Source organism: Undibacterium sp. WLHG33 (assembly GCF_049544815.1).
Classification (GTDB): Bacteria; Pseudomonadota; Gammaproteobacteria; order Burkholderiales; family Burkholderiaceae_D; genus Undibacterium.
This window is the reverse complement of sequence record NZ_CP186697.1, coordinates 3,751,713-3,770,657: the sequence shown is the minus strand read 5'-3', so window position 1 is coordinate 3,770,657 and position 18,945 is coordinate 3,751,713. Positions and strand designations below refer to the sequence as shown.

Below are 18,945 nucleotides of genomic sequence, written 5' to 3'. Positions count from 1 at the left end.
ACCCGCGTAAAGGTCAAAGAATTCGTAGTAGAAGTAAGCGTTATCAATAAAGCAATGTAGAAAAGGAGCAAACATGGCGTTAATTTATGATTTCGAAAAAGATATAGCTGGAGCGAGACTCAACAGCAAGATCAAAGAGGAACTGCGAGCATTATTCCGCGATCATTTATCTGCTGCGCACAGCAAGACACGAAAGTCGGAAGCACCGCTTGGCGTTAAAACGCAGCGCATGCGCTCGCTGTGCATCCTGGCAGCGATCGAGCTTTTGCAAAATGAAGGTAATTATCGATTCGAAAGTATGTCATCACTCAAAGAGAAGCACATTCACTATTTATTAGATCATTGGATTGCTAAAAATCACACTCGCGGAACAATCGAAAACAAAATTACATATTTAGCAACACTAGCAAGATGGCTTCGCAAGACGAATCTCGTCAAAGCAGCAGACGAATATGAACAGTTGAAAAAATTGGAAACGCGCAGCGGCATCACGATGAATGATAAAAGCTGGGAAGCCGTTGGCATCGATGCGCAAAAAGTGATCGGACTCATCGCAATAGAAAATAAACACATTGGCGTTCAGTTATTGCTTCAAATTACGTTTGGCTTGCGCACCGAAGAAAGCATGTTATTGCGTCCGGCAGACGTGATCATGCGTCGAAAAGAATATACGTATCTCATGATTTCGGACGGAACCAAAGGCGGCCGTCCGCGCCGCATTGATGTGCAAAACGAACAAGATCTGGACGTCATTTATTTGGCGGAGACATTGGCGAATCGCAAAAGCCGTAGCACGATTCCTGCCGAATATACTCTGAATGAGTGGAAAAACATTTATTACTACACACTCTCTAAATACGGCTTCACCAAGAAAAACCTCGGTGTCACCGCCCACGGACTGCGTCACCAATATATGCAGAATTTATATCAGCAGTTGACTGGCACCGACAGCCCAGTCCGTGGTGGAGAGCAACCTTCAAAAGACATACTGACGCAGGCTCGTCAGATTATTACCGAACATGCCGGTCATTCCCGCGCATCAAAAGCCAATGCTTACATTGGCAGCCATGCGGCGATCAAGGCCAAAACATCAAAAGACCTCACAAATAGGCAGATTCTCGAAAGCTTGCAAAAAAATGGTGGTAATAAAATGGAAGCAGCAAAGCAACTCAAATGCTCCCGATCCTATTTGTACCAACGACTGAAAGAAATCGACAATCATGATCATGCGTAATCCCAAACGGTTTCTGTGGACACTGACCCTGTTCTGGAGCCTCATGCTGCTGTTTGTCTTTATCAGTGGGTATGGTTCGCCTAGCCGGACCAACACCTAGCATGGTCAATCGCGTTGCGCGTCAAGCAAGCGTTCGACCTGAGCCGCATTGGCGTTAGCAATAGACCTGAATTCCTCACTGATACGATTATCGCTCTCCACACGACGCCAGAACACAACGGCCGCTGCTGCTGCCTGAACCCAGGTATTGCGCTCTCTCGGTACCGGTAAGGTGGGCGCGAATTTGCGCTCTACCAGCTCCACGCCTCGCGAAGGGGCATACATCATAGGTAACATGTCATAGGCCGGTGCCAAGCTAAGGTCGGGCAAGAACGCAAGATTACCGTCATGCATATCAGAGTTCGCAATTAGTCGACCAAAATGCTCCAATAGTCTTATCTGTTGTGCGGTCTCTTCAGAAATATAATTCGCTTCAAAAAGTGCTTTTGCACCGTCCGACCATGAACCTGTACCGCCGAACAGCGCCGCATTCAATTCGAACCAGGTGCAAACGCCGGAGCGTCCAAATTCGCCATGGCGGTCAAAACGGTCGACTTCATAGAAGGCCCGACCGGCGAACTGATAGATGCGACTTTGTGCGGCTCTGAGCTGGAGTGTGTCAGCAATGGTGGTCAGAGCCAGGTGCTCGCACACCAGCAAATCGGCCCAACGTTGTTCCTGTGGCGAGCCGTCGGCACCTGAGAACTTGACGATGACATGGGTTGGCATTCCCCGCCAACGGCGTGCCGTGAATTTGGGAAATTCTCCAGCGGCTGAGGACTCCGCCTCTCCAAATTTGAGCGCTTGCAGGGCGCGCTGCGGATAGTCGGTTTCAACCTCATCATCACTGAGAAAATGAATGCCGTGCTGCTGCACCTCCAAGAAGCGGCGCAGTGCTTGCTCACCCAGAATGTAGTTGCCAGGCTGATCCCAGCCGACCACGCTCAAGACATGCAGGACATCGTCTTCACTCCAGCGATTCACGGCATCATCTACTTGGAGGATAGCGGCAAACTGGTGTGCAAAGTTACGACCCAAGAAACCCTGAGGTCGCATGTCGCCCAATGGATATGGCACCCCATGGAACCAGCCATCAGCCATCTCATCATCCAGCGGCCAAGGAAATGCTTCGATAAAAGTCATCGCGCAACCTGCAGGATAAACAGGCTCCAGCAGTCCTACCTCATGCGCCCGCCCCGACTCGTCAATGCGATACAGTGGCAGTGGAGCTGAGTTACCTCGAATCGACCGGCGCGCTGCATACGCCGTGCGTCGCGCGCGGCCACGCGAGATAACCTGACCGTCCAGTTCGGCAATCGCTCGCATCAAGGACGGACGACTTACCCCAAGTCGCTTTAACAACTCGCCAGCTTGCTGTCGGTGCCAGGTCCGAAGCGTTTCCAAAACTATTTTAGCGATTGACATGTAACGATTCTTTTTTAGTTAATTATTAAAATATCATAGAGCAATATTAAAATAATAAATTAACTATGTAACGATTTATGTAACGTTTATTTTGATTTTAGAAGATGTCTTTACTTATGTCAAAGTAAGAATAGGAATGGCTTAATCTCACCCCATGGCTGATGTAAATTGGCTTCATACGCCCTCATCTTCGAAGTGTAAGTGAGGTGGAAAGTCATATAGCCGAATTTGCTCCGGAATAAATCACCCGGGTTGCAGGAGAGACGTTCGCCGTCCATTTTCGGCGCTGAAATGACGATGCTAATGGTACGCGCTCTCCGTTAACAACGGACGCCGTCCTGACTTCAGTTTGCCACGCAGAATTGAATTGATAGTTCCAACGTCATTGGTTGTGAATACTGACCTGAATGTGCGCTTTATCGACACAATGAGGATAGACCGAGCAGTTGGGCGACCAAATTTAGAAGCCCATCGCCATGACAGACATTCGTTAGCCTTACTGGATGGGATTAGACTCTAACTCCGTGTGCTACTCAAATGTGGGGAGACGTCGTGGTTGTGTCGCAATAAGCGGATCTGGTAAAGTTTGGTATGGACGATTTTCGCAAAAGCCTCATCAAAAGTACCCTCTGCAAGGTTCTTAAACGACTGCATTATCCGTTGGGCCTCCAAAGGTCAGCCTTTGTCCAAAGCTGAACAGTTTTATAGTTTAGCTTTTTAATTTTCCGGACTCTCGCCACATTTTTTGTCCGTTCTACCTTATTGCGACACAACCTCCGCCCCGCCATCGCCCTAACAAAAGGCTGCGTATTGGCTAGCTGCCGAGCGCCGATCGTCGCGCGCCGGATATGTGAAATGGCGATATTGGTCTCGGGACCATTTTCCCGTAAAAATTCCAATAAACGACTATTGCCTGCACCTTGAGGCTCTCGAAATAAAGCAACATCTTGATCTTGATAATATGCCACTCCCCAACCATCATTCGTTCCATGCTGCTTATCGCCATGGGATGCAAGCAATTGCAGGGACAAGTTAAGTCGTTCAGGTACCGAACTAGACATCGCCAATAATTCGCACATCACGCCATCCTACATTTTCAGAAGTAATTACCAGTTTAATTTTTGATTCACTACTCTGTTTTGTTAGCCTCTTTATTAACTTACGGTGGGCGTCGACATCTGCTCGAATGCGGTCAAAGCATCCGCCGCATACATTAATGATGGCCCACCACCCATATAGACTGTCATTCCTAGCATTTCTTCAAACTCAGCACGACTCACGCCTAGTTTAATTAAAGCCTGCACATGAAAGCCGATGCAGCCATCACAATGGGCCGCAATGCCGAGGGCAAGTGCGATTAATTCCTTAGTCTTTTTATCCAAAGCGCCATCCTTGCTTGCTGCTTGTGCCAGCATCGAGAAGGCTTTCATGACATCCGGCGTATCTGTCCGCAATGTCGCTAATGATGCAGAAATTGACTTTGTAATATCTTGAAAATTCTTATCCATAAATTGCTCCTTAATTGATGTTGGTGACGTCATTATGTCTCAACAGTAAATAAAAGCGGTCAGCCATTTCGCTGATATTGAGGCATCGCAAACTGCTAAATAATCTCATCAAAAATCACTTGAAAAGGCTGCTCACTCTGTTAAGATAGTAATCGATTACTTACTTTAATTAAAGATATTTACCAATAAAGGGTGCGTCTAAACAAACGGAGCTAAAGTTCCACAGAAATGATAAATCAGCCGTTTTTTAAGGTCGGCAGACATATTCTATCCACCGACCATCAGATCGTTGATTGTAGCGCCTTTTAAGAGGTTGATTTTTTTGTGCAGGCTCAAATTTTCAACCTCCATTTGGTGTCAAATTTCTTGGCGCAGTCAATCCAACCGAATCAACCATTCGATCATCTGAGAAATCAAATTCGCCATGCAAATTGAAATGCTGCCAAGTGACCACTGAACCGTTGCGAATCGCTTCAATCAATTCCGCTTTGCGCGCCTCATCTGATTCATCCTCCAAAGCGCGCGTCAGAAAAAGATAGTTCCAACAGATGATCGCATTCTTGATCAACCGCCTGCAACCCTCTGCGATTTCCTGATCTTCTTTTTCACTTTGAATGAACTCATGATTGTGGCCAAAGGAAATCGCCTTGGCAAATTTGTGTGATCCTTCAACTTTGTTGAGCTGCTTTTCGATCGATTGTCTAAGCATCGGATCGTCAACGTATTTTAAAATAAAAATTGATTTCGGTAGCTTACCAAATTCCTTTAATGCCTGGTACAAGGGATGTTGTCTGGAATAAGAATTTAGTCGTTTAAAAAGTTGTGATGCGGTTGCTACTTTTAACCGAATGGTCGCAATGAAGCGCAGAATTTCATCCCACTGTGGCTCAATTATCGTTTCACGAATCGCACGGTGCGGTAGCAGCGCGGCATATCCTTTATCCTCGTAAAATTTACGATTCTTGAACGCATATAGACGTTGTCGACCGATGCCCTTGATACGTGGCGCGAACATGGTGTTCAACAAATAGGTCGATCCAAAGATCACTTCTGAATAACCATGCGTGTCCGTGGAATGAATGTCACTCTTGATGACATCATTGCGCATCAGACCATCGATCACGTAAGCTGCTTCGCGCTCGGCGGAAGTGATGACGGTAGAGTGCCATAGCAAGTGGCGCATGTCGATGAAGCTTATGACACTCACACCTTTATCTTTTCCAAAATATTTGAATGAGTAGTTGGTATTCAAGGAGTCGACAGCGACTTCAAATTTTTGCCCATCGCTCGAGGTATGCAACACGTCTGCTTGTTGTCGATAAAGATTGGGTAATTCCATCTTATCGACAAACTGCAAAATACGATCATTGGCACTATGAATATTAGTCGAAGTAAAGTACCAATTGACTGCAGTATCAAGTTCATTCTCGTTAATTTGTTTGGAGATTTGCGCAAGCTTTCTGTGACCGATGTCGCATCCATAGCCGATGATACCGGCGAAGAAGACTTTCTTTTGGGGCTTGGCTGGTTGATGCTTTGGTTGCCAGTGTTCGAATTCATCGAGAAAGCCTGTTGTTTGATCTACCGTTGCCAATACTTCGAGCAAAGAAATGTATTTGCGTTCTGGGAAAAAGGTAGAAAGAGAAAGTGCTTCTGTCTCCTCAAGCTTCGGTGTGCTGATCTGAAAGCTGCCATCCGGGCGAAGACTGAGCAGTGGATTGTCGCCGGCAGAAAAATGCCTATTCGTTTCCTCATACTGGGCGTCGAGCGCCTCATTAAGTTCCTGTAACGTGGCTCCGCAATCAACGAATTGTTCCAACTGCGCACGGCGTATATAGGTTTCGCGGTTCGCGTCCCAATCGGACTTCGCAATCAGGTAGTCATCCAAAGAACGGTACTTCTCAGAGTGCACCAAGTTTAAGGTGCCGGATTTGATCGCATCGGCGATCGCAATATAAAGCAGTACTTTATAGAGCGAGATCCGAAATTTTCCGTCAACTCCGACGACTGCTGCCCGCTCTTCGTAAGAAAGAAAATTGGTGGGTGCATGCTTATCGATGGCACCTGCATTGCCTTGGTAATGCAGTACGGCCGCAAATAATTCTGGCTTGCGGCAATGCGAATCAAATTGCACTTTGCGCACAATTTCCGCAATGCGATTTTGCAGCTTCAACGATTGCTGTTCAAGAAGCACGTAATAGTCCTGTCCATGATGAATGGTAGCCATGTTCTGTTTGAAGTCATTGATCTGTTGCTCAACCGGTGCTTCTCTTGGTGTCTTCAAAGATAGCATCGTGTCGATAGCGATGACTTTCTGGCTGTCCGTTAATGCATCATCGGCGATGATATGTCTGATCGCCGATACGGTTCCGATGATGGTCTGTCCAAGGCGATCTGCGAGCGTGAAGAATTTTTGCTCGCGCTGTTCTCGGTCTTGATAGTACGATTCTTTATGTGCTTTCTCAGCGATGTTACGAGCCGACTGCACTGTGAACAACAAGGTGTCAATCAGCGTGTCATGCAATTTATAGGTCTGAAAAATAATGAATGCGATCAAATGCAAATAGCGATCTTCCGCCGAACGGCGAGAGACTTGCGGCACTTGAAATTTGATCACAGAATAGGCGTAATGACGAACACACTCATAACGCAAGGAAAGTGAATCGATGATCGGTTTCAAATCAAGATAAAATGCGAGCAAGGTTCCAAAGTCGTTTAGATTAGCTTTGATTTTCGAAGGCTGCGTCGACTGAAATGGCTTCTTCAATAACGTGAGCGAATAACATCGACTATCATCTGTGCCGTACTTAGTCTCTTTCAACAGAAGAGAATCGAGTTTCTGGCGCTGTGACTCGGTAAGACTAGCGGTAATAATGTGCCCTAGCTCACGCTGATAATCGTTGATCGCTGCGACAATTAGATCGGCGAGAATGGCGTAGCTAGGCATTGCAATTTTTTTGGTGGTTAGCTGTTCGATGATTTCCAGGAGAACTAATTTTGGTCGGAATTGAACGCGCACCATCATCGCGATTTCGTTCGCTGTGAATACTTTCGCGGCATCGTCAAAAGCACTACAACCGAAATAACGTAAGATCAAATTTTGGTGCCGAAGATAGGTTACTTTGCTATAAGCTTCAGGCAGAATATCGCTTGGATTTAGGCCAATTTGTTTGGCGACGAATTCGATGTCCGCTTGGTGGAATTGTCGTGCGAAAAATTTTCGGCGCGCTTTAAAATAGCCTGCGGTTACGATGAAGCAAACCTTGTTGGTCGGCGTTCGCATCCCTTCCATCAGATCAGTGAACATGAGAGGTGCAAAAAAGAAATTATAGCGCTCAGTATTATTAAATACAGGTGGAGAATCGAAGGCCGCCTGCTCCAAGGCATTAAAAATAGTCATTCTTGGCATTGGAGACCTCTCGTGAAATGAAAAATGCGGGCGGGCATTCTATCCTGAATAACCGACTGCAATTCGAGAGGCGATATGCTGGAATGGTTGATAAAGCGCTGGAGCCGTGCGTCGCGGCCATAAATAATCGCGATTTAAGTGCTGGGGAGGGGGCGAGAGATCGGCCTGTCAGAACGCGCTACATTCAACGATTTGATGGTCGAGGGATAGAATATGTCAACGGACTTTAAAAAACGGCTGATTTATCATTTCTGTGGAACTTTGAGCCTGTAAGAATTTCTGTGTAAATGCCACGGAACAAGTCAGTGATCGTATTTTTGAATGCGATCACCAAACTCAATCATAAAACGATTTAAGGCCATACGCCAATTGATGATCTGTGTCTCTGTAAATCTGCTCTTACGCATTTCTGTTCTCCCTTGGCATATAAGTTTGCCTCAAGAACTCTAGTTATGCATGGCTTGATTTTACGGGAGGGTTACAATTTGCCAGAAACAGAATGAAAAGCCAATTGCAGATTTATCTGATACTAAAATTGAGTTTTTGAAACCAAATATGGGGTTGTAAGCCGGAACCCCAGAAATTTCCGTCATTCCAGTTCCAGCTCCGCCACGAGCGCATCTAGGTCGATCATCTTGCCGTCGCTCTGGAAGGTGTAATGCCCGTTCAGCAGGATGTGCCGCCAGGCCGCCGGTGATATCTGGGTGATGAGTGCCAGCGCCTTGGCGTTGCCGCTCGCCTCGTACTTCGTCAGCAGCCGCGACAGGATGGCCGAGTTGTAGTAGATGACGGCGTTGGCGATCAGCCTTGCGCACTGGTTGCTGATTTCGATCTCGATGTCGGTGCGCCCGGTCAGCTCCTTCTTGCCGCCGACCTGGGCGATGGCCGAGCGTAGCTGGTGGTAGGACTCAATCCGGTTCTGCGAGCGGTGCACGTTGCGCTCCAGTTGCGGATTGCGCAGGTAGCGCAGCGTGTAGATGCTGCGAACGAGCTTGTCGAACTCGAACACCGCGCGCCGTGTCGGGTTCGACGCGGTGTAAGTGCACAGCTTGCGGATCAGCGTGCCCTGCGTCATCTCCTTCAGCCCGAGTGTGGCCACGATCTGGTTAATGTTTGGCTTCTCGTTGACGATGAGATCGCGGTCGATTTTTCCGACCGGCCGGGTCAGGCATTTCTCATACAGTGCCAGATCATCGGCGCAATACAGTTCCTTCAACTGGTCGTCAAGGTCGGTGAAGCGCGGCTCGAAGCGTAGACCGAACCAGTGCAGGATGGCGAAGTTGGCCTTGTTGACGCTGTGCATGTCGCCGGTAATCGCGGTCGGCATGATGTCCGACGTGTTGCGATACCAGATGTCGAACACGTGATGGGCCTCGTAGTCGTGCGCGCCGATCAGATAGCCGTTGAGCGGCACGTGGTTGCACAACAGCGAGTAGGCGACCACGCCCTTGCCGCGACCGAAATATTTGCGCGAGTAGCGCGCCTTCACGGTCGGCCGCTCGACGCCGAATTTCTGGCCATCGACGGCACCGTACAGCACATCGAGGTCGAACGAATAATGCGGGAAGATCGGCAGCGCGGCGATGGCGTTGCTGACGCAGTCGTTGGCCGCGTGCAGCGTTGCGTGGCGCAGGTACTGCTGGTAAGCGCTCTCCAGCACGTGGTAAGGGATGTCGCTGGTGCGTGCCATGACTTGGTTGCCGTGATTCATCGCCTGCGCAATGATGACCGCCATCAAGCTGTCGGCGTCTGCGACCTTCTTCGCATAGCGCGGCTGCAAGGGCGTCAGCGCCGACAGGAACTGGCACCGCCCGTTGACGAAGCGGAACACGTCGGCCACGTCGCGGAACGGCAGTTGCTCGTAGAACGACTTCTCGCGCGCCTTCTGGTTCTCACCCTTGGGCTTGTGCCAGGTCAGCTTCTGCGCGTCCTTGTCGTATTCCAGGTGCGTCAGCTTGCCCTGCTTCAGCTCGCGGTTGAAGGCCAGCCATTGCGCGTGCAGTTCGGCCGCCAGCACATTGAGCTGGGCATCGACCGGCTGCCGCAGGAACGGGATGTCCATCTGCGCCAGTGCATCGGCCTTTTCGTCCAGCGAAACCAACTCGTCGGAGAAATGACGGTGTTGCAGGCTGTCGTCGAGGTAGAGTTCACCCGACTGGAAGCGCTTCCTGACTTGGCGGTACAGCCAGAACTCGTAGCGGTCGGCATGCAGGCCCGTCGGCGTGCCATCCGCATCGAAGGTCAGCAGGTACGGCCGCAACCTTTTCGGCAGCGTGGACGCCTGACATTCGGCGAGCGGCCGTTGCGACAGGCGCTGCTGCTTGGCGAACACGCCCTTGGCCCAGTCCAGCGCCGCGAGCCACGGGCTTTCCGGGTCGGTGCTGGAGAAATCGAGCGCGACATACAGTGGGCGAAGATGACGGCGGATACGCTCGGCCAGGCCGTCCACTGCCTGCCAGTGCAAAGCCAGCTTGCTTACCGGCTTCACGCTCATACGCTGTGCCGTGGTTTGCAGCGTATCGCGGGGCATGATCTTGTAGGCGCGCTGACGCACATCGCCGAAAGGTGTGGGATCGGGCACGCTGTCGTCGATGTAAAGCGACAACAGGCGGCCGACCTGCGGAGTGTCTTGCTGACGGCGCATCTGCTCGGCGGCAAAGGATTGCTTTGCGCCCGCGCTGCTTTCGTCCTCCAACTGCTTCATGTGGTAGGCCATCGCATCGACCAGGTTATCGGAGAGCTGCCGATAGCGCACCCAGGCGTAGCACAGCAGGTAGAGATGCGTCTGATCGGCCTTCAGGTTGCGCAGATCGTGGACAGTGTAGAAATTCGCCAGGCTCGCGTAGTACAGCAGGTTCTGCTGTGAGATTCCGAACTTTGGCAGCAGTGTCTTGGCGATTCCGTGCAGCGGTTCCAGCGTGGCGCGCTTCTCGCGCTCGCGGGCCATCTGACGCCAGCCGAAATCCTTGGCGTCCTGCTTGAGCGCCGCCAGTTGAGACAAGGTATCGTCGCGCACCAGGAGCTGGCCCAGCGCAGCCTTGGCCGATTCGTCCAACACTTCCGCCAGCAAGCCGCCCAAGCGCCGACGTTCGGCGGACAGGGCTTCGCTGACCAGCTCTTGCAGGGTGGTATAGCCGGACCGAATGATCTTGTGCTCGTTGAGCCAGACGATCAGCTCGGCGGCCACGAACCCAGGTGTCACGTCGCGGCGCACGATTTGCGCGGCTTGCCGCACGAGATGCGGCAGGAAATCGGCCGTCCACGGCCGGTAGTCGAACAACTGGGCAATCCGCTCGCGCTGGGTGTAGTGCTCGTGCTTGGTGATCGCCTTGTGCTCGAATGGCTCACCGTGGAAATAGCGGCTCAACACGAAAGCGCAATCGTCCTCAGCCTCGTTCCAATCGAAGCGGAAGAAAGCGTGCTTGGCCTTGAAGTAACCGATCTGCAAGACGCAATAGACCTGGGCGGGGAGTCCGGGCCGACTGCTGGCGAGCGCCAGTTCGGTTTCGGTCAGCGCAAGGTATTCCAGCCGTTGGGTGTCGTCGAAATCCGGCAAGCCGTACAGGGCTTCCTGCTCGGCGTCCGACAGGACGGTGAGCAGCTTATTCTTGTTGCCCATCATCCGTCCTTCCCGTGCCATGCCACCCCACTCGCGCCAACGTTTCGATCAGCGTGGTGCGCTTGACGCTAAAATTTCGGCACACCGCTGCCTTGGACATGCCGCCATCGAGCGCGGCAACGATGGCGTCCAGCTTCTCGCCGGTGATCGCTTGCGGCCGACCGCCGATCCGGCCGCGTTTGCGGGCGGCGGCCAAGCCGGCCACGACACGCTCCTGGATCAAGGCGCGCTCGTACTGCGCAAGCGCGCCGAACACCTGGAACAGGAACTCGCCCGAGGGCGTCGTGGTATCCAGGTTCTCCGTCAGAGAACGGAACGCCACCCGCTTGTCCTTTAGCGAGGTCACGATGGAAAGCAAGTGCGACAACGAGCGGCCGAGCCGGTCGAGCTTCCACACCACCAGCACGTCGCCGGCGCGGACGAATTCGAGCGACCGCGCCAGGCCGGCGCGGTCATCCTTCGCACCAGAGGCGTGATCCTCGAACAGATGACGCGGATCGACGCCGGCGGCGAGCAGCGCGTCGCGCTGCAAGTCCGTGCTCTGCCGGTCGGAATCCGACGACACGCGCATGTAACCAACCAACATAGGCGGATAACTATCGAAAACAGGTTTCCGTATGGTAGCGCATGGCGACAGAGTTTTCCGCACAATTTTGAGGCCATCCAGAGGTTGGTGCATAGGACTGTTGCAGATATGTCGCAAAACATTTGTTTTACGACATGTCGGGCAAAGTATGCCTACTTCGCTCTGTGCAAATATGGGCTACAATGTAGCTCATTAATCCGGAGGATCAAACCATGTCTGCAAATGCAGTAGTCCGTGCCCGCATCGACGAGCACATCAAGGAAGAGGCCACCGCCGTGCTGGCGGCGATGGGGCTGACCGTGTCGGACGCCTTTCGCATCATGCTGACCCGCGTCGCCCGCGAGAAAGCCTTGCCGTTCGAGCCGTTGGTGCCAAACGCCACCACCATCGAGGCGATGAAGGAAGCGCGCCGTGGCGGCCTGAAGTCGTTCGCTACCGTCGAGGACTTGATGGCGGACTTGAATGCGGACGATTGAACAGACCGGCCAGTTCAAACGCGACTACAAGCGCGAAGCCAAAGGCCCGCATCGGCAGACGCTGGCAAGTGATTTCGTCGCCATCGTGACCGACTTGGCGAACGACCAACCGCTGGCCGAGAAACACCGTGACCACGCGCTGACCGGCGATTGGAAGGATCACCGGGACTGCCACGTCAAGCCCGACCTGGTGTTGATTTATCGCAAACCGGACGACGCTGTGTTGCAACTCGTCCGTCTCGGCTCGCATAGCGAGCTTGGGCTGTAGGCAGCCAGGCTCCATCACAAGGAGAAAGACACCTATGGAAATCACCATCACTGACGAGGAATGGAACGTACTGGGGGTCGTCTCAGAAAACGGAAAAAATCGTACGCTAAGCATGCGCGGAGGCTGGTATCCAGCGTTATAAGATCGGAATGGACACGCCGAGGTTTTTGGCCACGTCCTTGGGCAGAACTCCGCTGGGCAGCAGGGAGTTTCGATGCACTGAATTGGGTTGTGTCGCAATAAGCGGATCTGGTAAAGTTTGGTATGGACGATTTTCGCAAAAGCCTCATCAAAAGTACCCTCTGCAAGGTTCTTAAACGACTGCATTATCCGTTGGCTAAAAGCAAAACCCCCCGTTACGCTGGGTAACGGGGGGTTCGCAGAATACAAGCCTGACGATAACCTACTTTCACACTGGTTGCAGCACTATCATTGGCGCAGAGTCGTTTCACGGTCCTGTTCGGGATGGGAAGGGGTGGTACCAACTCGCTATGGTCATCAGGCATAACTTGTCGACTTGCTGTGGCCACCTTGCTCTGTGGGGCACAACAAATCCAATTCAGAAGAGTTCAGCAGAATGTGCGTCGTTTTTCACTCGCACCAATCTCAATTTATTATTTATTCCTGGTTATGATTTGTACCAACATTCATTGGCTCACACTTCATATTGCTCACTTGCAGCCTATACCTGCTAAGGTTATAGGGACAAGCCTTACGGGCAATTAGTACTGGTTAGCTTAATGCATTACTGCACTTCCACACCCAGCCTATCAACGTCCTGGTCTCGAACGACCCTTTAAGGAGATCAAGTCTCCGGGAAGTCTCATCTTAAGGCGAGTTTCCCGCTTAGATGCTTTCAGCGGTTATCTCTTCCGAACATAGCTACTCGGCAATGCCACTGGCGTGACAACCGATACACCAGAGGTTCGTCCACTCCGGTCCTCTCGTACTAGGAGCAGCCCCCTTCAAACTTCCAACGCCCACGGCAGATAGGGACCAAACTGTCTCACGACGTTTTAAACCCAGCTCACGTACCACTTTAAATGGCGAACAGCCATACCCTTGGGACCGGCTACAGCCCCAGGATGTGATGAGCCGACATCGAGGTGCCAAACTCCCCCGTCGATATGAACTCTTGGGAGGAATCAGCCTGTTATCCCCAGAGTACCTTTTATCCGTTGAGCGATGGCCCTTCCATACAGAACCACCGGATCACTATGTCCTACTTTCGTACCTGCTCGACTTGTCAGTCTCGCAGTTAAGCACGCTTATGCCATTGCACTATCATCACGATGTCCGACCGTAATTAGCGTACCTTCGAACTCCTCCGTTACACTTTGGGAGGAGACCGCCCCAGTCAAACTGCCTACCATGCACTGTCCCCGACCCGGATAACGGGCCAAGGTTAGAACCTCAAACAAACCAGGGTGGTATTTCAAGGATGGCTCCACGAGAACTGGCGTCCCCGCTTCAAAGCCTCCCACCTATCCTACACAGATTGGTTCAAAGTCCAATGCAAAGCTACAGTAAAGGTTCATGGGGTCTTTCCGTCTAGCCGCGGGTAGATTGCATCATCACAAACACTTCAACTTCGCTGAGTCTCGGGAGGAGACAGTGTGGCCATCATTACTCCATTCGTGCAGGTCGGAACTTACCCGACAAGGAATTTCGCTACCTTAGGACCGTTATAGTTACGGCCGCCGTTTACTGGGACTTCAATCAAGAGCTTGCACCCCATCATTTAATCTTCCAGCACCGGGCAGGAGTCACACCATATACGTCCACTTTCGTGTTTGCATAGTGCTGTGTTTTTATTAAACAGTTGCAGCCACCAGTTTATTGCAACCCCTTCATCCTTCCCCCGCAGGGGGGTCAAACTACAAGGGCGTACCTTATCCCGAAGTTACGGTACCAATTTGCCGAGTTCCTTCTCCCGAGTTCTCTCAAGCGCCTTAGAATACTCATCTCGCCCACCTGTGTCGGTTTGCGGTACGGTCTCGTATGACTGAAGCTTAGAGGCTTTTCTTGGAACCACTTCCGATCGCTTCGTGAACAAGTTCACTCGTCTCAACCCCTTGAATTACGCACCCGGATTTGCCTAAGTGCCTTCTACAAGTCAAGAACAGGCTCTTCCAACCGCCTGACGACCTTCTGTGATCCGTCCCCCCATCGCATCATACGACGGTGCAGGAATATTAACCTGCTTCCCATCAGCTACGCATCTCTGCCTCGCCTTAGGGGCCGACTCACCCTGCTCCGATGAACGTTGAACAGGAAACCTTGGGCTTACGGCGTGGAGGCTTTTCACCCCCATTATCGCTACTCATGTCAGCATTCGCACTTCTGATACCTCCAGCAACCTTTACAAGTCACCTTCGCAGGCTTACAGAACGCTCTCCTACCATATCCTAAAAGGATATCCGCAGCTTCGGTGTATAGCTTAGCCCCGTTACATCTTCCGCGCAGGACGACTCGATCAGTGAGCTATTACGCTTTCTTTAAAGGGTGGCTGCTTCTAAGCCAACCTCCTGACTGTTTTAGCCTTCCCACTTCGTTTTCCACTTAGCTATACTTTGGGACCTTAGCTGGCGGTCTGGGTTGTTTCCCTCTTGACACCGGACGTTAGCACCCGATGTCTGTCTCCCAAGCTCGCACTCAACGGTATTCGGAGTTTGCAATGGTTTGGTAAGTCGCGATGACCCCCTAGCCATAACAGTGCTCTACCCCCGTTGGTGATACTTGAGGCACTACCTAAATAGTTTTCGGAGAGAACCAGCTATTTCCAGATTTGTTTAGCCTTTCACCCCTACCCACAGCTCATCCCCTAATTTTTCAACATTAGTGGGTTCGGTCCTCCAGTGCGTGTTACCGCACCTTCAACCTGGCCATGAGTAGATCATCTGGTTTCGGGTCTACACCCAGCGACTAAGACGCCCTATTCGGACTCGATTTCTCTACGCCTTCCCTATGCGGTTAAGCTTGCCACTGAATGTAAGTCGCTGACCCATTATACAAAAGGTACGCAGTCACGGAACAAGTCCGCTCCTACTGTTTGTATGCACACGGTTTCAGGTTCTATTTCACTCCCCTCCCGGGGTTCTTTTCGCCTTTCCCTCACGGTACTGGTTCACTATCGGTCGATATCGAGTATTTAGCCTTGGAGGATGGTCCCCCCATGTTCAGACAGGATTTCACGTGTCCCGCCCTACTTGTCGCAAGCTTAGTTCCACAAAGATGATTTCGTATAAGGGGCTATCACCCTCTATGGCCGGAGTTTCCAATCCGTTCTACTATCAAATCTGCTAAATCTTGCAGGCTCTTCCCATTTCGCTCGCCACTACTTTGGGAATCTCGGTTGATTTCTTTTCCTGTAGCTACTTAGATGTTTCAGTTCGCCACGTTCGCTTTTAACACCTATGTATTCAGTGTTAAATGACCTTACGGCCGGGTTTCCCCATTCGGAAATCTGCGGATCAATGTGTGTTTGCTCACTCCCCGCAGCTTATCGCAAGCTACTACGTCCTTCATCGCCTGATATCGCCAAGGCATCCACCATGTGCACTTAGTCACTTGTCCCTATAACTTTAGCTTCTGGTGTCTGGGTCGATTGCTCAACTCAGGTTCATCACCAAAAACGGTTATAGTTCTTTACTACTTATGAGTATTACTTTAGCGTTTGCCGTATCTCAAGAATTTATTTTTTCTAAAACTGCCTTTCGGCTGCTTTTGATCAAACTCTTTTAATACTTTGTTTGTTCGATACAATCATAACCCTTCCATAAATCTGATCAGTATTACTACCAATCTCTTTACAGAAATAAATTTTGATTATTTCTACTTTACTTCTTCTGAATTGTTAAAGAACGAGAACTTCTTGTTACTGAGTCTTCCGACTCTCTTTCGATTTGAAAGAACAAACCTAAACAGCGCTCGCGCCATTTGCGTTTGTTTTCTCAACATACTTTTGGTAGGGCTGGTTGGGCTCGAACCAACGACCCCCGCGTTATCAACACGGTGCTCTAACCAGCTGAGCTACAGCCCCAGTATTGGTGGAGGTTGACGGGATCGAACCGACGACCCCCTGCTTGCAAAGCAGGTGCTCTCCCAGCTGAGCTAAACCCCCATTCAGGCACTACTTCCTACTTCAAAGCAGTTTCACTACTCTTACTACTCTTCTCGTCTCTTTTTAACAGTCAATAAAAGTGAACACTTAATTACGGCGCTACTCTAGAAAGGAGGTGATCCAGCCGCACCTTCCGATACGGCTACCTTGTTACGACTTCACCCCAGTCACGAACCCTGCCGTGGTAAGCGCCCTCCTTACGGTTAAGCTACCTACTTCTGGCAGAACCCGCTCCCATGGTGTGACGGGCGGTGTGTACAAGACCCGGGAACGTATTCACCGCGACATGCTGATCCGCGATTACTAGCGATTCCAACTTCATGTAGTCGAGTTGCAGACTACAATCCGGACTACGATACACTTTCTGGGATTAGCTCCCCCTCGCGGGTTGGCGGCCCTCTGTATGTACCATTGTATGACGTGTGAAGCCCTACCCATAAGGGCCATGAGGACTTGACGTCATCCCCACCTTCCTCCGGTTTGTCACCGGCAGTCTCATTAGAGTGCCCTTTCGTAGCAACTAATGACAAGGGTTGCGCTCGTTGCGGGACTTAACCCAACATCTCACGACACGAGCTGACGACAGCCATGCAGCACCTGTGTGCAGGTTCTCTTGCGAGCACTTCCAAATCTCTTCGGAATTCCTGCCATGTCAAGGGTAGGTAAGGTTTTTCGCGTTGCATCGAATTAATCCACATCATCCACCGCTTGTGCGGGTCCCCGTCAATTCCTTTGAGTTTTAATCTTGCGACCGTACTCCCCAGGCGGTCTACTTCACGCGTTAGCTGCGTTACTAAGTCAATTAAGACCCAACAACTAGTAGACATCGTTTAGGGCGTGGACTACCAGGGTATCTAATCCTGTTTGCTCCCCACGCTTTCGTGCATGAGCGTCAGTGTTATCCCAGGGGGCTGCCTTCGCCATCGGTATTCCTCCACATATCTACGCATTTCACTGCTACACGTGGAATTCTACCCCCCTCTGACACACTCTAGCCATACAGTCTCAAATGCAGTTCCCAGGTTGAGCCCGGGGATTTCACATCTGACTTATATAACCGCCTGCGCACGCTTTACGCCCAGTAATTCCGATTAACGCTTGCACCCTACGTATTACCGCGGCTGCTGGCACGTAGTTAGCCGGTGCTTATTCTTCAGGTACCGTCATTAGCAAGCCATATTAGGACTCACCGTTTCTTCCCTGACAAAAGAGCTTTACAACCCGAAGGCCTTCTTCACTCACGCGGCATTGCTGGATCAGGGTTGCCCCCATTGTCCAAAATTCCCCACTGCTGCCTCCCGTAGGAGTCTGGACCGTGTCTCAGTTCCAGTGTGGCTGGTCGTCCTCTCAGACCAGCTACTGATCGTCGCCTTGGTGAGCCTTTACCTCACCAACTAGCTAATCAGATATCGGCCACTCTTATAGCACGAGGTCCGAAGATCCCCCGCTTTCCTCCTCAGAGCGTATGCGGTATTAGCTATCCTTTCGGATAGTTATCCCCCACTACAAGGTATGTTCCGATACTTTACTCACCCGTTCGCCACTCGCCACCAGACCGAAGTCCGTGCTGCCGTTCGACTTGCATGTGTAAGGCATGCCGCCAGCGTTCAATCTGAGCCAGGATCAAACTCTTCAGTTTAATCTCTGTTTAAAGACATTTCTGTCTGTCGCTCACTCAAAATACTGACAGTTCAGATTCCATTTCTGAAATCCGTCTTGCTTTATTTCTTGTGAAGCATTTGATATTTTTTAAGCATGCCAATCAGTTCAACTGATATCATTCATCCTGTCCGAATAGCATCGAGGTATTGCCGTACCACGAACAAGTCGGACACATTGCCAGACAACATTCTGGCCAAGGCAGACTCTCCTCCGAATATAGCTTCTACGTTTGGCTTTGAAATCCATTCGTCAGCTGCTTTAGGATCTGGCAATAGAATCTGCAGTGCTTTGTATATTCCTAAAATGTAAGAAATACGCTCCAGTGTATCTCGGCTGAGATTGGCAGCAGACGGATTGCGTTTCCAGTTATCAAAATTGGAGCGACTTGGCGAACCCAGTAAAATCATCTCCTGATCACTCTTCAACTTCCATGCGGATGCGATGTTGAAAAAGGTCTTGAGACCAATAGCAGATAATTGTTGTGCTTCTGGTTTTGGATTAACTGCAGTTGTGCTCATAGAAAGATCCATATTTGTTCTTTATATTTATTCTAGTAGATATTTGGATATTGAATCGCCACGAGTTCCCTAGACACT

10 protein-coding genes, 2 tRNA genes, 3 rRNA genes and 1 pseudogene are annotated in these 18,945 nt (G+C 50.7%); 3 read left to right on the top strand and 13 right to left on the bottom strand.

Going from position 1 to position 18,945, the window contains the following annotated elements:
• Positions 1 to 73: 73 nt before the first annotated feature.
• Entirely contained in the window at positions 74 to 1,234 is a 1,161-nt protein-coding gene (locus ACOTSW_RS17095; RefSeq protein WP_423680255.1) for an integrase domain-containing protein, read from the top strand.
• Between the two features lie 105 nt (positions 1,235 to 1,339).
• On the opposite strand, the gene yjjJ is transcribed toward ACOTSW_RS17095, so the two are convergent.
• From yjjJ to ACOTSW_RS17065, 6 genes are all read right to left on the bottom strand, one after another.
• Positions 1,340 to 2,698 (bottom strand): type II toxin-antitoxin system HipA family toxin YjjJ, encoded by a 1,359-nt coding sequence (gene yjjJ / locus ACOTSW_RS17090; protein ID WP_423680253.1) that lies wholly within the window; start codon positions 2,696 to 2,698, stop codon positions 1,340 to 1,342.
• A gap of 653 nt (positions 2,699 to 3,351) precedes the next feature.
• Positions 3,352 to 3,777: a class II glutamine amidotransferase gene (locus ACOTSW_RS17085; protein WP_423680252.1), complete on the bottom strand. Its 426-nt coding sequence runs from the start codon at positions 3,775 to 3,777 to the stop codon at positions 3,352 to 3,354.
• A 75-nt stretch (positions 3,778 to 3,852) separates the two neighbouring features.
• The gene (locus ACOTSW_RS17080) at positions 3,853 to 4,206 is read right to left on the bottom strand and encodes a carboxymuconolactone decarboxylase family protein (protein WP_423680251.1); all 354 of its coding nucleotides are present in this window, start codon (positions 4,204 to 4,206) and stop codon (positions 3,853 to 3,855) included.
• Positions 4,207 to 4,546: 340 nt separating this feature from the next.
• Positions 4,547 to 7,615 (bottom strand): Tn3 family transposase, encoded by a 3,069-nt coding sequence (locus tag ACOTSW_RS17075; protein ID WP_423680250.1) that lies wholly within the window; start codon positions 7,613 to 7,615, stop codon positions 4,547 to 4,549.
• Positions 7,616 to 8,204: 589 nt separating this feature from the next.
• Positions 8,205 to 11,234 carry a Tn3 family transposase gene (locus ACOTSW_RS17070; RefSeq protein ID WP_423680249.1) on the bottom strand — a complete coding sequence of 1,010 codons (3,030 nt, stop codon included), beginning with the start codon at positions 11,232 to 11,234 and terminating at the stop codon, positions 8,205 to 8,207.
• Positions 11,218 to 11,820, bottom strand: a complete 603-nt coding sequence (locus ACOTSW_RS17065; RefSeq protein WP_423680248.1) for a recombinase family protein — start codon at positions 11,818 to 11,820, stop codon at positions 11,218 to 11,220. Before ACOTSW_RS17065 ends, ACOTSW_RS17070 begins: the two co-directional genes overlap by 17 nt.
• A gap of 212 nt (positions 11,821 to 12,032) precedes the next feature.
• On the opposite strand from ACOTSW_RS17065, the gene ACOTSW_RS17060 reads away from it, so the two are divergent.
• Together ACOTSW_RS17060 and ACOTSW_RS17055 are read left to right on the top strand one after the other, a co-directional pair.
• Positions 12,033 to 12,296 (top strand): type II toxin-antitoxin system RelB/DinJ family antitoxin, encoded by a 264-nt coding sequence (locus ACOTSW_RS17060; RefSeq protein WP_186886053.1) that lies wholly within the window; start codon positions 12,033 to 12,035, stop codon positions 12,294 to 12,296.
• The gene (locus tag ACOTSW_RS17055) at positions 12,283 to 12,564 is read left to right on the top strand and encodes a type II toxin-antitoxin system YafQ family toxin (protein ID WP_186886052.1); all 282 of its coding nucleotides are present in this window, start codon (positions 12,283 to 12,285) and stop codon (positions 12,562 to 12,564) included. Before ACOTSW_RS17060 ends, ACOTSW_RS17055 begins: the two co-directional genes overlap by 14 nt.
• Before the next feature lie 136 nt (positions 12,565 to 12,700).
• Here ACOTSW_RS17055 and ACOTSW_RS17050 read toward each other — a convergent pair.
• From ACOTSW_RS17050 to ACOTSW_RS17020, 7 genes and pseudogenes are all read right to left on the bottom strand, one after another.
• Positions 12,701 to 12,769: pseudogene (locus tag ACOTSW_RS17050) on the bottom strand (recombinase family protein); the annotation flags it as partial.
• A 185-nt stretch (positions 12,770 to 12,954) separates the two neighbouring features.
• A 5S ribosomal RNA gene (gene rrf / locus ACOTSW_RS17045) occupies positions 12,955 to 13,067 on the bottom strand.
• Positions 13,068 to 13,265: 198 nt separating this feature from the next.
• A 23S ribosomal RNA gene (locus ACOTSW_RS17040) occupies positions 13,266 to 16,140 on the bottom strand.
• A gap of 389 nt (positions 16,141 to 16,529) precedes the next feature.
• Positions 16,530 to 16,606 (bottom strand) — tRNA-Ile (locus ACOTSW_RS17035).
• Between the two features lie 5 nt (positions 16,607 to 16,611).
• Positions 16,612 to 16,687: transfer RNA gene (locus tag ACOTSW_RS17030), tRNA-Ala, on the bottom strand.
• Positions 16,688 to 16,795: 108 nt separating this feature from the next.
• Positions 16,796 to 18,326 (bottom strand): 16S ribosomal RNA (locus tag ACOTSW_RS17025).
• The 16S, 23S and 5S rRNA genes sit together here with 2 tRNA genes alongside, the layout of an rRNA operon.
• A gap of 142 nt (positions 18,327 to 18,468) precedes the next feature.
• Positions 18,469 to 18,867: an MbcA/ParS/Xre antitoxin family protein gene (locus tag ACOTSW_RS17020; protein WP_423680247.1), complete on the bottom strand. Its 399-nt coding sequence runs from the start codon at positions 18,865 to 18,867 to the stop codon at positions 18,469 to 18,471.
• Between the last annotated feature and the right edge of the window lie 78 nt (positions 18,868 to 18,945).

Bases quoted from the DNA above. Each gene is read 5' to 3' on its own strand.
- ACOTSW_RS17075 (WP_423680250.1), bottom strand. From the start codon at position 7,615: ATGCCAAGAATGACTATTTTTAATGCCTTGGAGCAGGCGGCCTTCGAT.
- ACOTSW_RS17070 (WP_423680249.1), bottom strand. From the start codon at position 11,234: ATGGGCAACAAGAATAAGCTGCTCACCGTCCTGTCGGACGCCGAGCAG.
- ACOTSW_RS17085 (WP_423680252.1), bottom strand. From the start codon at position 3,777: ATGTGCGAATTATTGGCGATGTCTAGTTCGGTACCTGAACGACTTAAC.
- ACOTSW_RS17055 (WP_186886052.1), top strand. From the start codon at position 12,283: ATGCGGACGATTGAACAGACCGGCCAGTTCAAACGCGACTACAAGCGC.
- ACOTSW_RS17060 (WP_186886053.1), top strand. From the start codon at position 12,033: ATGTCTGCAAATGCAGTAGTCCGTGCCCGCATCGACGAGCACATCAAG.
- ACOTSW_RS17095 (WP_423680255.1), top strand. From the start codon at position 74: ATGGCGTTAATTTATGATTTCGAAAAAGATATAGCTGGAGCGAGACTC.
- ACOTSW_RS17020 (WP_423680247.1), bottom strand. From the start codon at position 18,867: ATGAGCACAACTGCAGTTAATCCAAAACCAGAAGCACAACAATTATCT.
- yjjJ (WP_423680253.1), bottom strand. From the start codon at position 2,698: ATGTCAATCGCTAAAATAGTTTTGGAAACGCTTCGGACCTGGCACCGA.
- ACOTSW_RS17080 (WP_423680251.1), bottom strand. From the start codon at position 4,206: ATGGATAAGAATTTTCAAGATATTACAAAGTCAATTTCTGCATCATTA.
- ACOTSW_RS17065 (WP_423680248.1), bottom strand. From the start codon at position 11,820: ATGTTGGTTGGTTACATGCGCGTGTCGTCGGATTCCGACCGGCAGAGC.